This window comes from Pseudomonas sp. NPDC090201 (genome assembly GCF_044746825.1).
In the GTDB taxonomy this organism is placed as follows: Bacteria; Pseudomonadota; Gammaproteobacteria; order Pseudomonadales; family Pseudomonadaceae; genus Aquipseudomonas; species Aquipseudomonas putida_AD.
In genome coordinates, this window is the sequence record NZ_JBIVCX010000003.1 from 364373 (window position 1) to 377683 (window position 13311).

14 protein-coding genes and 3 tRNA genes are annotated in these 13311 nt (G+C 61.1%); 8 read left to right on the forward strand and 9 right to left on the reverse strand.

Annotated elements, in window-relative coordinates; genetic code table 11:
• Positions 1 to 12 precede the first annotated feature (12 nt).
• The 7 genes from modA (at position 13) to ACIPOO_RS11755 (ending at position 7344) form a co-directional block, all read left to right on the forward strand.
• Entirely contained in the window at positions 13 to 780 is a 768-nt protein-coding gene (gene modA / locus ACIPOO_RS11725; protein ID WP_274130928.1) for a molybdate ABC transporter substrate-binding protein, read from the forward strand.
• Positions 781 to 1461: a molybdate ABC transporter permease subunit gene (modB, locus tag ACIPOO_RS11730; protein WP_274130927.1), complete on the forward strand. Its 681-nt coding sequence runs from the start codon at positions 781 to 783 to the stop codon at positions 1459 to 1461.
• A gap of 3 nt (positions 1462 to 1464) precedes the next feature.
• Positions 1465 to 2553 carry a molybdenum ABC transporter ATP-binding protein gene (gene modC, locus ACIPOO_RS11735; protein ID WP_400606945.1) on the forward strand — a complete coding sequence of 363 codons (1089 nt, stop codon included), beginning with the start codon at positions 1465 to 1467 and terminating at the stop codon, positions 2551 to 2553.
• Positions 2554 to 2619: 66 nt separating this feature from the next.
• Positions 2620 to 3678 (forward strand): DNA topoisomerase IB, encoded by a 1059-nt coding sequence (locus tag ACIPOO_RS11740; RefSeq protein WP_400606948.1) that lies wholly within the window; start codon positions 2620 to 2622, stop codon positions 3676 to 3678.
• Between the two features lie 64 nt (positions 3679 to 3742).
• Positions 3743 to 6319, forward strand: coding sequence for an excinuclease ABC subunit A (locus tag ACIPOO_RS11745; RefSeq protein ID WP_400606950.1), 2577 nt, complete (start codon positions 3743 to 3745; stop codon positions 6317 to 6319).
• Positions 6320 to 6370: 51 nt separating this feature from the next.
• Positions 6371 to 6850: a hypothetical protein gene (locus tag ACIPOO_RS11750; RefSeq protein ID WP_400606953.1), complete on the forward strand. Its 480-nt coding sequence runs from the start codon at positions 6371 to 6373 to the stop codon at positions 6848 to 6850.
• Between the two features lie 314 nt (positions 6851 to 7164).
• On the forward strand, positions 7165 to 7344 hold the full coding sequence (locus ACIPOO_RS11755; RefSeq protein ID WP_400606955.1) for a hypothetical protein: 180 nt from the start codon (positions 7165 to 7167) through the stop codon (positions 7342 to 7344).
• Positions 7345 to 7730: 386 nt separating this feature from the next.
• Here the strand turns inward: ACIPOO_RS11755 and ACIPOO_RS11760 are convergent.
• The 9 genes from ACIPOO_RS11760 to ACIPOO_RS11800 form a co-directional block, all read right to left on the reverse strand.
• Positions 7731 to 7817 (reverse strand) — tRNA-Leu (locus tag ACIPOO_RS11760).
• Positions 7818 to 7981: 164 nt separating this feature from the next.
• Positions 7982 to 8506: a hypothetical protein gene (locus ACIPOO_RS11765; RefSeq protein WP_400606958.1), complete on the reverse strand. Its 525-nt coding sequence runs from the start codon at positions 8504 to 8506 to the stop codon at positions 7982 to 7984.
• Positions 8464 to 8748 (reverse strand): DUF1778 domain-containing protein, encoded by a 285-nt coding sequence (locus tag ACIPOO_RS11770; RefSeq protein WP_400606960.1) that lies wholly within the window; start codon positions 8746 to 8748, stop codon positions 8464 to 8466. The genes ACIPOO_RS11765 and ACIPOO_RS11770 overlap by 43 nt, the downstream gene beginning before the upstream one ends.
• Positions 8749 to 9087: 339 nt before the next feature.
• A tRNA-Cys gene (locus tag ACIPOO_RS11775) sits at positions 9088 to 9161 on the reverse strand.
• 46 nt (positions 9162 to 9207) lie between these two features.
• A tRNA-Gly gene (locus ACIPOO_RS11780) sits at positions 9208 to 9283 on the reverse strand.
• A gap of 61 nt (positions 9284 to 9344) precedes the next feature.
• Positions 9345 to 9905, reverse strand: a complete 561-nt coding sequence (gene pgsA, locus ACIPOO_RS11785) for a CDP-diacylglycerol--glycerol-3-phosphate 3-phosphatidyltransferase (protein ID WP_400606963.1) — start codon at positions 9903 to 9905, stop codon at positions 9345 to 9347.
• A 32-nt stretch (positions 9906 to 9937) separates the two neighbouring features.
• A complete protein-coding gene (gene uvrC, locus ACIPOO_RS11790; RefSeq protein ID WP_274131139.1) occupies positions 9938 to 11761 on the reverse strand; it encodes an excinuclease ABC subunit UvrC in 1824 nt (607 codons plus the stop codon).
• Between the two features lies 1 nt (position 11762).
• Entirely contained in the window at positions 11763 to 12407 is a 645-nt protein-coding gene (uvrY, locus tag ACIPOO_RS11795; protein WP_274130916.1) for a UvrY/SirA/GacA family response regulator transcription factor, read from the reverse strand.
• A gap of 202 nt (positions 12408 to 12609) precedes the next feature.
• Positions 12610 to 12975: a helix-turn-helix domain-containing protein gene (locus ACIPOO_RS11800; protein WP_274130915.1), complete on the reverse strand. Its 366-nt coding sequence runs from the start codon at positions 12973 to 12975 to the stop codon at positions 12610 to 12612.
• An 82-nt stretch (positions 12976 to 13057) separates the two neighbouring features.
• Here ACIPOO_RS11800 and ACIPOO_RS11805 point away from each other — a divergent pair, with 82 nt between their 5' ends.
• Positions 13058 to 13297, forward strand: a complete 240-nt coding sequence (locus ACIPOO_RS11805) for a DNA-binding protein (RefSeq protein ID WP_274130914.1) — start codon at positions 13058 to 13060, stop codon at positions 13295 to 13297.
• The last annotated feature ends 14 nt before the right edge of the window (positions 13298 to 13311 follow it).

Sequence of the window (13311 nt, forward strand, 5' to 3'; positions counted from 1 at the left end):
CGGAGCCGTTCCATGCGCGTCACATCCCTTCGCGTCACCCTCAACACCCTCGCCCTCACCTTTGCGGCCCTCTCGGCCAGCAGTGCGTTCGCCGATGAAGTCCAGGTGGCCGTCGCCGCCAACTTCACCGCCCCCATCCAGGCCATCGCCAAGGATTTCGAAAAGGACACCGGACACAAGCTGGTCGCCTCCTTTGGCGCCACCGGCCAGTTCTACACCCAGATCAAGAATGGCGCGCCGTTCGAGGTTTTCCTGGCGGCTGATGACACCACCCCAGCCAAACTGGAAAGCGAGAACGAGATCGTCAAGGGTTCGCGCTTCACCTACGCCGTCGGCACCCTGGCGCTGTGGTCGGCCAAAGACGGCTACGTCGACGACAAGGGCGAAGTCCTGAAGAAGAACGAATACCAGCACCTGTCCATCGCCAACCCGAAAGCTGCGCCTTACGGTCTGGCCGCCACTCAGGTCCTGGAAAAACTCGGCCTGACCGACGCCACCAAAGCGAAAATCGTCGAAGGCCAGAGCATCGCCCAGGCCTACCAGTTCGTGCAGACCGGCAACGCCGAGCTGGGCTTCGTCGCCCTGTCCCAGGTGTACAAGGATGGCAAGCTGACTGGCGGTTCCGCGTGGATCGTCCCGGCCAACCTGCATGAGCCGATCAAGCAGGACGCGGTCATCCTCAACAAAGGCAAGGACAACGCCGCAGCCAAGGCGCTGATGGAATACCTCAAGGGCCCGAAAGCCGCTGCCGTTATCAAGTCGTTCGGATACCAGCTGTAAATGCCGCTGGACAGTGCCGACCTCGCTGCGATCTGGCTGACGCTGAAACTGGCGTCGCTGACTACCGTGATCCTGTTGATCGTCGGCACGCCCATCGCGTTGTGGCTGGCGCACACCCGGTCCTGGCTCAAGGGACCGATTGGCGCGGTGGTGGCATTGCCACTGGTTCTGCCACCGACCGTCATCGGCTTCTACCTGTTGCTGTTGCTCGGCCCCAACGGTGCGCTGGGTCAGTTCACCCAGAGCATTGGCCTGGGGACGCTGACCTTCAGCTTCACAGGGCTGGTGATCGGATCGGTGCTGTACTCCATGCCGTTCGTGGTGCAGCCGTTGCAGAATGCCTTCGTCGCCATCGGCCCGCGACCGCTTGAAGTCGCAGCCACCCTGCGCGCCAGCCCCTGGGACACGTTCTTTTCGGTGGTCTTGCCGCTGGCCCGCCCCGGCTTCATTACCGGCGCGATCCTTGGCTTTGCCCACACCGTGGGCGAGTTCGGCGTGGTGCTGATGATCGGTGGCAACATTCCGCAGAAAACCCGGGTCGTCTCGACGCAGATCTACAACCACGTCGAATCCCTGGAATATGCCCAAGCCCACTGGCTGGCCGGTGCCATGCTGGTGTTCTCCTTCCTTGTTCTGTTGGCGCTCTACTCCAGCGGCAAGACCAAATCGGCCTGGAGCTGACCCATGAACACGGCACTCGAAGTCCGCCTGAAAGTGGACTTTCCTGAATTTTCCGTTGACGTCGATCTGCACCTGCCTGGGCGCGGCGTCACGGCGCTGTACGGCCACTCGGGCTCGGGCAAGACCACCTGCCTGCGCTGCATCGCCGGGCTGGAAAAAGCCTCGCAAGCGTTCATCCGCGTCAACGGCGAGGTCTGGCAAGACAGCGCCAAAGGTATCTTTCTGCCCACCCACAAGCGCCCGCTGGGCTATGTGTTTCAGGAAGCCAGCCTGTTCCCGCACCTCACTGTGCGCAACAACCTGACCTTCGGCCTGAAACGCATCGCCCCCGGCGAACGCAAAGTCAACCTGGAACAGGCGACGACACTGCTGGGGATCGATCATCTGCTGGAGCGCCAGCCTGACAAACTCTCTGGCGGCGAACGCCAGCGCGTCGGCATCGCCCGCGCGCTGCTGACCAGCCCTCGCCTGCTGTTGCTCGATGAGCCACTGGCCGCACTGGATGCGCCGCGCAAGCGGGAAATCCTGCCGTATCTTGAGCGGCTGCACGATGAGCTGGATATCCCCATGCTCTACGTCAGCCATTCCCAGGACGAAGTGGCGCGGCTGGCCGATCATCTGGTGCTGCTCAGCAACGGCCAGGCGCTGGCGAGTGGGCCGATTGGCGAAACCCTGGCGCGGCTGGACCTGCCCCTGGCGATGGACGATGACGCCGGGGTCATCATCGAAGGCGCGGTGAGTGCCTACGACAGCGCCTACCACCTGGTGACCGTCAAGCTGCCGGGCAGCGACCTGACGATCCGCGTCGCCCACGCGCCCCTGCAGGCAGACAAGCCCCTGCGCCTGAAAGTCCAGGCCCGCGACGTCAGCCTCAGCCTGCAACCCGACAGCCAGAGCAGCATCCTCAATCGCCTGCCCATTACCGTGGTCAGCGAGGCCGCCGCCGACAATACCGCCCACGTGCTGGTACGCCTGGATGCCCAAGGCACCCCGCTGCTGGCGCGCATCACCCGCTATTCCCGGGATCAGTTGCAACTGCATCCGGGGCAAATGCTGTGGGCGCAGATCAAGTCGGTGGCGTTGTTGGCTTGAAAGATACTCGGCACTGCGGCGCCCCTGCATGGTCAACGTTAAGACCAGCCCCAAGGATTGCCGCCCATGCCCGATGCCACCTCAAGGGAAGACCTGCCCAAGGATCTGCACTATGTCGACGACAGCCAGCCGGGGCTGACGCGCAAGATCCTGCGCGGCAAGTTTGTCTACTTCGACCGCGACGGCGAGCGCATCCGCGATGAGGCCCAAATCAAGCGCATCAACGCTCTGGTGATCCCGCCGGCCTACACCGATGTGTGGATCTGCGCCGACCCGCGCGGTCATTTGCAGGCCACCGGTCGCGATGCCCGGGGCCGCAAGCAGTATCGCTATCACCCGCGCTGGCGGGAGGTGCGCGACGAGAACAAATACTCGCGTATGATCGCCTTCGGGCTGGTGTTGCCCAAGGTGCGCAAGCAACTGGAAGCGCAACTGGCGGCACCCGGCATGGGCCGCGAGAAAGTCATGGCGGCGGTGGTGTCGCTGCTGGACCAGACCCTGATCCGCATCGGCAACAGCCAATACGCCCGCGACAACCGCTCCTACGGCCTGACTACCCTGCGCAACAAACACGTCGATGTCCACGGCAGCAAGATCCTCTTCGAATTTCGCGGCAAGAGCGGCGTGGAGCACCGGGTCAGCGTCACCGACCGGCGCCTGGCCAACATCATCAAACGCTGCATGGAGCTGCCCGGCCAGAACCTGTTTCAGTACCTGGACGACGAAGGCCAGCGCCACAGCGTCAGCTCCTCGGACATCAATCAGTACCTGCACGACCTGACCGGCGCCGACTTCACCGCCAAGGACTACCGCACGTGGGCCGGCAGCGCCATGGCCCTGGCCACCCTGCGCAAACTCGACTGGGAGCCCGAGGCCGATGCCAAGAAGCACATCGTCGCCATGGTCAAGGAAGTCGCCCGTCTGCTGGGCAATACCCCCGCCGTCTGCCGCAAATGCTATATCCATCCGGCGGTTCTGGAGGCCTTCGTGGTGGGCGAACTGGCTAAACTGCCCCGCCTGCGACAACGCAAGGGCCTACGCCTTGAGGAGGCGGCACTGGCCGGGTTTCTCAAGGGCTTGCAGGCCGCCGAGGCACTGCAAATGGCCAGCGAAAAGAAAACATGAACCTGCACGCTGCCCACTCAACCGGTAAGCTGCCTGCTGAAATCCTTCGACCCTGGGCCCTTCGATGACCACTGCGCCACACCTGCCTGACGACGCCACCCGATCATCCGCTTCCTTCACCGTGGCCCCTGACCTGCCCGGTTTTGTGCGAGTCCGCGGCGCCCGGGAGCACAACCTCAAGGACGTGGACATCGACATTCCGCGCGATGCGCTGGTGGTGTTCACCGGCGTTTCGGGCTCGGGCAAGTCATCGCTGGCATTTTCGACGCTGTACGCCGAAGCCCAGCGCCGTTATTTCGAGTCGGTTGCGCCCTATGCGCGACGTCTGATCGATCAGGTCGGTGTGCCTGATGTGGATTCCATCGAAGGCCTGCCGCCGGCCGTCGCGCTGCAACAGCAACGCGGAACGCCCAGCACGCGCTCCTCGGTGGGCAGTGTGACGACCTTGTCGAGCCTGATTCGCATGCTCTACTCCCGCGCCGGTCAGTACCCGGACGGCCAGCCGATGCTCTACGCCGAAGACTTCTCGCCCAACCTGCCCCAGGGCGCATGCCCTGAGTGTCACGGCCTGGGTCGGGTCTATGAGGTGCCGGAAGAGCTCATGGTGCCCGATGATTCCCTGACCATTCGCCAGCGGGCCGTGGCTTCCTGGCCGCTGGCGTGGCAGGGCCAGAACCAGCGTGACATCCTGGTCACCCTCGGCTACGACGTCGACATCCCCTGGCGCGATCTGCCGAAAAAACAGCGCGACTGGATTCTGTTCACCGAAGAACAACCCACCGCTCCGGTCTATGCAGGCCTGACACCGGCAGAAACACGTACCGCCCTCAAGCGTAAACTTGAGCCCAGTTATCAAGGCACCTTCATCGGCGCCCGACGCTACGTCCTGCACACCTTCACCCACTCGCAAAGCGCGCTGATGAAAAAGCGCGTATCGCAATTCATGCGCGGCAGCCCCTGCCCGCTTTGCGACGGCAAGCGCCTGAAACGCGAAGCCCTGTCAGTGACCTTCGCCGGGCTGGACATCGGCGAGCTGTCGCAGATGCCGCTGCTGCGCCTGGCCGAAGTGCTGCGTCCAGTGGCCATGGAAAGCGCCTGCGACGACCCGGCCAACCCCAGCCTGTCTATCGAAAAACGCCTGGCGGCCCAGCGCATCGCCCAGGACTTGCTGGCGCGGGTCAGCACCCTGACCGACCTTGGCCTGGGCTATCTGGCGCTGGATCGCAGCACGCCGACGCTGTCATCGGGCGAGCTGCAGCGTCTGCGCCTGGCGACACAATTGGGGTCGCAGTTGTTCGGTGTGATCTACGTGCTCGATGAGCCCTCCGCCGGCCTGCACCCGGCCGACAGCGAAGCCCTGTTCGCGGCACTGCAACAACTCAAGGCCAGCGGCAATTCGCTGTTCGTGGTCGAGCACGATCTGGAAACCATGCGCCGCGCCGATTGGCTGGTCGATGTCGGCCCCGCAGCTGGCGAGCATGGCGGTCGGGTGCTGTACAGCGGCCCGCCGGCAGGTCTCGCACAGATCGAGGCTTCACGCACCCGCCTGCACCTGTTCGCCGCGCACAGCCAGTTGCGCACAGAACGGCGCAAGGCCAGGCACTGGCTGCGCCTGGAAAGCATCACCCGCAATAACCTCACGGACCTTTCTGCCGAGTTTCCGCTGGGCTGCTTCACCTCGGTCACCGGCGTTTCCGGCTCAGGCAAATCCAGCCTGGTCAGCCAGGCCCTGCTGGAACTGGTCGGCGCTGCGCTGGGGAGCACCAATGCCAGCAACGACCAGGAAGAGCCGAGCCTGGAAGACGACACGCCGCAACCCACAACAGGTCGCATTGCGGCCGGCCTCGAATCCATCAAGCGCCTGGTGCAGGTCGACCAGAAACCCATTGGCAGAACGCCGCGCTCGAACCTTGCCACCTACACCGGACTGTTCGACAACGTGCGCAAGCTGTTCGCCGCGACCGACGATGCGAAGGCTGCCGGTTACGACGCCGGGCAGTTCTCCTTCAACGTCGCCAAAGGTCGTTGCGAGGTCTGTGAGGGCGAAGGCTTCGTCAGCGTCGAACTGCTGTTCATGCCCAGCGTCTACGCACCCTGCCAGACCTGCCACGGCGCCCGTTACAACCCGCAGACATTGGCCGTCCGCTGGCGCGACCTGAACATTGCCCAGGTCCTGCAACTGACCGTCGATCAAGCGGTGGAAGTATTCGCCGAGCAACCCGCAGTGCTGCGCTCCCTGACCGTACTGCGCGACATCGGCCTGGGCTACCTGCGCCTCGGCCAGCCCGCTACGGAGCTGTCCGGCGGCGAAGCCCAGCGCATCAAACTCGCCACCGAACTGCAACGCAACCCTCGCGGCGCCACCCTCTACGTACTCGACGAACCCACCACCGGCCTGCACCCCAGCGACGTCGACCGCCTGCTGGTGCAACTCAACGCGCTGGTCGACAACGGCCACAGCGTCATCGTCGTCGAGCATGAAATGCGCGTCGTCGCACAGAGTGACTGGGTGATCGACATCGGCCCGGGCGCAGGCGACCAGGGCGGCAACATTGTCGCCAGCGGCACGCCGGAGAAAGTCGCCAAGGCCAAGGCCAGCCGCACAGCGCCATTCTTGCGTGCAGTGTTGGCAGGGATCTAATTCCCGCCCACGCGGTCCGACGATACACGCAAACCACCCAGGGACAGATTCATGAAACGGATTTCCACCGCTGCACTCCTGCTATTGATGCTCTGCGGCTGCACCACCCCCGGCTCAAGCGTGAAAGACAAGATCTGGTACGCCGAAAAAGAACAGCCGGCGCGAGTGCCCTGGCACGTCTACCTGATGTTCAAGGACGATAACCATTTCATCTGGTGGCGCACCGTCGAAGGCCCCGACGCGGTGCTGAAGAAGTTCGATGCCTACACCCACGACAACGGGCCCGGCGTCGATTCACCGGTCAGCTACGTTCGCACAGGCGACCGCATCACAGCGCAGTCCCGCGACTCCGTGCACAGCAAGACAGGCGAAACGATCTTCACCGACATTCGGACATTCGATGGCCGATTCGTTGGTGACAGGCTGGAGATGGACTATCAGATGACCACCGTACGACCCGACCGTCCTTCGACTGAGGAGCGGGTGATTCGGTGGTCGTTGAAGCGGTTGAGTAGCGTGGGTGGGGAGTGACGCTAAGGACAATTAAAGCCCCCCCTACTGCCCCATGATGATCCGGTACCGCCGCTGATACTCCTCGTACGAGACGTTCTCCTGCGTCAGCTTTTGTACTTGCTATGATCGAAACCTGCCACGCCGAACACTCGCTAAACCCTCGCCGAGCCTGACAGGTTTGCGTCTTTCCACCGAAAGGCTCGGCGCCGGCATAGCCCCTCAATCACTTCGCAGCACGAAACTTCCGGATTAGTCATATGGTTCAGTCGTCAAGCCACTTGTACGCGCTTACAGTTGAGGCGTTTCAACGAAGCACGTAAGAAGGAGGCCCCATGCCGTTCAACAACAGATCTCAGCGCCAAGTCCAGAGCCTGCGACGTATGCGCGAGTGGCACCTCAGCCAAGCCGTGAAGGCAAAGATTGACGGAAAAATCGAGGAATCGGATTACCACTACCGGTATTACGACCTGCTCGGCCCGGCGGTCGAGGTAGCGACACCGGCAGGCCGCTGATCAATGCCTTTTAGGGCCGGACTGCTCAGTAAATCGAATGCCCGATCGCAGGCGAGGCCGGCCATTCTGGATTCCATAAGCTTAAACCAGCTCTCCCGCACGTTTGTCAGAGCGCTGGGGCTGGTGGGAGAGCATCGTTGGGGCGCGAGTGGCTGACGCGCCTCACTGGGCAGTTCCGGCCTTCGCGGCTTGGCCTGCTTGACGGCCGTGTCAGGCAGGACATTGGTACATCACCAGGGCAATCGAACTCAACATGTGCTGGTGAATACACTAAACATTGCGCGTAGGCAGGAGAGGAGTTGGTAAGCATTGATTGCAAAAAGCCCCGCGTGGCATAGGCCAGCGGAGCTTTTTGAGAAGGACTTAGCGCCCTTGGGAATCGCAATTGGTGCCCCGAGCCGGAGTCGAACCGGCACATCCTTTCGGACGACGGATTTTAAGTCCGGTGTGTCTACCAATTTCACCATCAGGGCGGTAGCACGTGTGCGTTGTCAGAGCTGCCCAACTGATAAGCAGTGGGTGCCGACAAGAGGTGGGAATATATACATCCCTACCCGGTGAAGCAAGCTTGAATGGCGTCTAAATGCGTCTGGACCTAAATTTCATGCGGATAAAAAAGCTCCGCAAAATCAAGGCCCTACTGCATCAGCGAAAGCATCATAGTCATGGGTGAAAGCTCAGGACAAGGAACGAAGCCTGCATGCCTGGCATAGTAGGTCACAAGGCTTTCGTTCAAGGGATGCACAATCACGGCGACTGACCCGATGATCTCGGAGGCTACGATGCAGCGTTCGATGGCGTCCGCCAACAGCGCGAGCGACAGACCACATCCACCCGCCCTTAGCGAAACGCCCATTCTTCCAAGAATTGTCACAGGCAATGGATCTGGAGCGTTACGGCGCATCTTTGCGGTTGTGCCATGGCGACGATCCACTGCTCCGTTGGAGAGCGTGTAGTAACCGGCGATGTTGTGAGTACCTTTGAAACAGACCACGTAAACCATAGCGTGTTTCGCCTGCTGCGCCTTGAGCGCTTTGGCTCGCAGGTATTCGTTGATCGAAGCTTCACCACAGTCGAAGTCATCGGTGATGTGAAGCGCATTCAGTTTTTCCGGTGGGCTTAGCTCCAGGGCTTTGGCCTTGCGAGCAGTTTCTTCACGCATTCGTTGCCCCCCAACGGATTATCTGCAAGCGCCCTCTCGAATCGGTCAAACGCATCATCGCCCAGTAAAAATAGCCTGCGATCCAGCAGGACCTCCTCGGCACGCTTACAAGCGGCGTCGATGATGAAACTGGTCCGGTCAGTACCGAGCAGTTCAACCGCAGCATCGATCAGGCTTCTTTTCCTGGTATCGACCCGCATGTTGATTGGAACGGGTTTCTCACGCTCTAAGGGTTGGTTCATGGTCTGGTTTCCTCTCCAGGGTGTTGCACGGCCGTGCACACAGATGGCTGGTGACTTGGCACAACACGGGGGTGTCCTTCCATTGACGCAGTGACGGGCAAATCGCAGTTGGATGCTAACATCCTGTATAGCTATCGTATAGCTGTATAGCAGATGCACTTACGATCTGCATGCGAGTAGCAAAATGCACAGTCGTCTCGCGCAACGACCTGACTCGAAGCGTAGCCCGTACTGGAGGATTTCAAGGTTGCGGAAATGATAGGAAATGATGCGGAACTGATCGCCTGAATTACAGGCACAAAAAAACCCGTAAGACGTTGATCTTACGGGTTTTAAATGTGGAGGCCGAGGTCGGAATCGAACCGGCGTAAGCGGATTTGCAATCCGCGGCATAACCATTTTGCTACTCGGCCCCAAACGTACAGTACCCTGACAACTGACACTGAACGCGTTACAAACTGGAGCGGGAAACGAGACTCGAACTCGCGACCCCGACCTTGGCAAGGTCGTGCTCTACCAACTGAGCTATTCCCGCTTGGTGTGGGCGCCATTCTATAGATTCAAATGACGCCGTCAACCCTTTGATTTAAAAAAACTTATTTTTCTTCTGCGGTGGTGCGCAGATGCGGCCATGCGGCGCGCAGATATTGCAGCATCGACCAGAGGGTCAGCCCCGCCGCGACCATGAGCAGGATGTAGCCGAGTACCACCCAGAAGGTAAAGGCTGGCGGGTTGGCCAGCAGGATCACCAGCGCCAGCATCTGCGCGGCGGTTTTCCATTTGCCCAGGTTCGACACGGCGACCTGGGCGCGTGCGCCGATTTCGGCCATCCATTCGCGCAATGCCGAGATCACGATCTCGCGACCGATGATGACGGCGGCGGGCATGGTCAGCCAGAAATTGGCGTGAGCCTGCACCAGCAGTACCAGGGCAACGGCCACCATCAGCTTGTCGGCCACAGGATCCAGGAACGCGCCGAACGGTGTGCTCTGCTCCAGGCGGCGGGCGAGGTAGCCGTCGAGCCAGTCGGTGGCTGCGGCCAGCGCGAACACCGAACTGGCTGCCATGTAGCTCCAGTGATAAGGCAGGTAGAACAACAGAATGAAGATCGGAATCAGCAGGACACGTAATACGGTAATCAGATTAGGGATATTCATCGGCACAACTGGCTACGAGGTGAGCGGGCATTCTACTCGCTGTGCAGGTTTGCATAAATCGACTCTGCGAGCTTTTTACTGATTCCGGGTGCCTTGGCGATCTCTTCGACGCTGGCCCTGGACAATTCCTGTAACCCACCGAAGTGCTTGAGCAGGTCACGACGTCGGGTCGGCCCTACTCCCGCCACGCCCTCAAGGGTCGAGGTGCGACGGGTCTTGCCGCGTCGGGCGCGGTGGCCGGTAATCGCGAAGCGGTGGGCTTCGTCGCGTATCTGTTGAATCAGGTGCAGCGCCGGCGAGTCGCCGCGCAGGGTGAACTCGTGGGCAGCATCATTGAGGTAGAGGGTCTCGAAGCCCGCCTTGCGGGTCGTGCCCTTGGCCACGCCGAGCAGGATGAGGTCCGGCACGGCCAGTTCGTTCATGACGTCGCGCGCCATGTTGAGCTGCCCCTTGCCGCCGTCAACCAGCAGAATGTCCGGCAGCTTGCCCTCGCCGTCCTTGATCTTGCCGAAACGTCGGGTCAGCGCCTGGTGCATCGCCGCATAGTCGTCCCCCGCCGTCACGCCTTCGATATTGTAGCGGCGGTAATCGGACTTGATCGGGCCTTCAGGCCCGAACACCACACAGGAGGCCACGGTGGCCTCGCCGCTGGAATGGCTGATGTCATAGCATTCAAGGCGCTGCGGTGGCTCGTCGAGTTTCAGGACGTCGGCCAGCGCTTCGAAGCGCGCGGCCATGTGCTGACGGTTGGCCAGTCTCGCAGCCAGCGCCTGTTCGGCGTTGGTCACCGCCAGTTGCTGCCAGCGCGCCCGGGTGCCGCGCACGCGGTGGCTGATGGTGATTTCCCGCCCGCGGGACGCATCGATGGCCTCGATCAGCGCGGGGAAGTCCTCGTTGACCACGTTGACGATGACTTCGCTCGGCAGCTCGCGCTCGCCGCCGCCCAGGAAATACTGGGCCAGGAACGCCGACATGACTTCGCCGACCTCTTCCTCGATACCCACCTGCGGGAAGAAGTTCTTGCTGCCCAGCACCCGCCCGCCGCGCACGCTGATCAGGTGCACGCAGGCGCCGCCCGGGTTGACGAACGCGGCCACCACATCGACATCGCCGGTGCCGCTTTCCATGCTCTGCTGGTCCTGAACCCGACGCAGCAGGCCGATCTGGTCGCGCAGTTCGGCGGCATGCTCGAAGTTGAGGTCCATCGCCGCCTTTTCCATCAGCGCGTTCAACTCATCGGTCAGCGCATTGCTGCGCCCCTCGAGGAACATCACCGAGTGGCGTACGTCATCGGCGTACACCTGCGGCTCCACGAAGCCGACGCAAGGCGCCTTGCAACGCTTGATCTGATATTGAAGGCACGGCCGGGTGCGGTTCTTGTAGAAGCTGTCTTCGCACTGGCGCACGTGAAAGGTCTTTTGCAGGATCGCCAGGCTTTCGCGAATCGCTCCAGCGCTCGGGTACGGCCCGAAATAGCGCCCCTTGGCCTTCTTCGCACCGCGGTGGATGCTCAAGCGCGGAAACGGCCCATCGGACAGGTGCACGTACGGGTAGGATTTGTCGTCGCGCAGCAGAATGTTGTACGGCGGGCGCGACTCCTTGATGAGCGTCTGCTCCAGCAGCAACGCCTCGGTTTCGTTGGCGGTGATGGTGGTTTCGATCTGGCTGATGCGCCCGACCAGTGCGCTGGTCTTGGGTGCATGGCCGGTCTTGCGGAAGTAGCTGGCAAGACGCTTCTTGAGGTTTTTGGCCTTGCCCACGTAAAGCAGCCGCCCCTCGATATCGAACATGCGATAGACGCCGGGGCGGCCACTGCAGGTGGCGAGAAAGGCACTTGGATCGAACGGTTGGGTCATTTCAGGCGCTGGCATCGACCATGCCGTGACGTACAGCCAGCAAAGCCAGCTCGACATCGCTGCCGATGGATAGCTTCTCGAAGATACGGTAACGGTAGGTGTTCACGGTCTTGGGCGACAGGCACAGCTTGTCGGAGATGGTCTGCACCTTCTGGCAGCCGACAATCATCAGGGCAATCTGGATTTCCCGCTCGGACAGCAGGTCGAACGGCGAATTACTGGTTTGCGGCTGGAAGGACTTGAGCGCCAGCTGCTGGGCGATCTGCGGGCTGATGTAGCGCTGGCCGGCGAACACCAGGCGGATAGCCTGGACCATCTCGGTCAGCCCCGCGCCCTTGGTCATGTAGCCTGCGGCGCCGGCTTGCAGCAATCGGGTGGGGAACGGATCTTCTTCGCAGACCGTCACCGCGACCACCTTGATTTCGGGGTGGCTGCGCAGCATCTTGCGAGTGGCTTCGAGGCCGCCGATGCCTGGCATCTTCACGTCCATCAGCACCACATCGGGTTTGAGTTCCCGGGCCTTCTTCAGCGATTCCTCGCCCGAATCCGCCTGCCCGACAACCTGCAGACCGTCGATGTCAGCCAGCATCCGCGTGATACCTGTGCGCACCAGATCATGGTCGTCGACAACCAGCACCCTAATCAAGCAAACACCTCACCAAACGATTTATGACGAACGCTCGTCACCTTAGCAAAAAGAAAATGCAGGACCTAGCTCGAAACATTGTTCCAGTGACGAGTTTTCAGAGGCCGTGCGAATGATCTACAACGATGCTGACAAGCTATCATCATCGACCATGAAACTTGCAAAAAATCTTCAAACGTACGCTTGCAGCCAGACAGGACTGTCAGTCCTCCTCTGAAGTGATTTTCTTTTCGGGGCTGTACGTCCCTTTGTATTCGGCCAGGGTCGTGGTCAGGCGCAGGATCGCGTCCCGATCCTCCTTGACCAGCGACCGGTAGCTGCCCAGTACCCACTCCTCCACTTCACTGAGGTTTTCGATGGGCGCAGGCGTGCGCGAACCGGTCAGCACGTACAACACGTCGACGCCCTTGGCAGCCACGGCAGCCAGGTAGTCTGCCTTGGGCGTGCGGTCGCCGCTCTCGTACTTGCCCTGCGCATTGGGCTCCACGCCACCAATTTCTCCGAACGCTCGTTGCGACAGCCCCAAGCGCTCGCGTTCTTCCCTAAGCCGGGCACCAATTCCACTCATTTGAATGCATAACCTTGTTGACCCCATCCTTACGAATGGTAGAATCGAGATAAATTTAAACAGACTTGAACGGTTTTGAACTATGCCCGGAATACGCACCGCAGCACAAGCCAAGGCCTGGCTAGAACAACAAGGTAAATCTGTTCAAGAGTTTGCTCGGGAAAACAGCGTCGATCCGGCAACGACTTATCAGATTCTTTCTGGCCGCAAGAAAGGTCGCAGAGGCGAGTCGCATAAAGTGGCCGTGCTGCTGGGCATGAAAGTCGGCGTGATTCCCGCCGAGCCGATTAAGGATGATGATGCGGCAGAGGCCGTTATTTAACCCTTAGTTGTAAG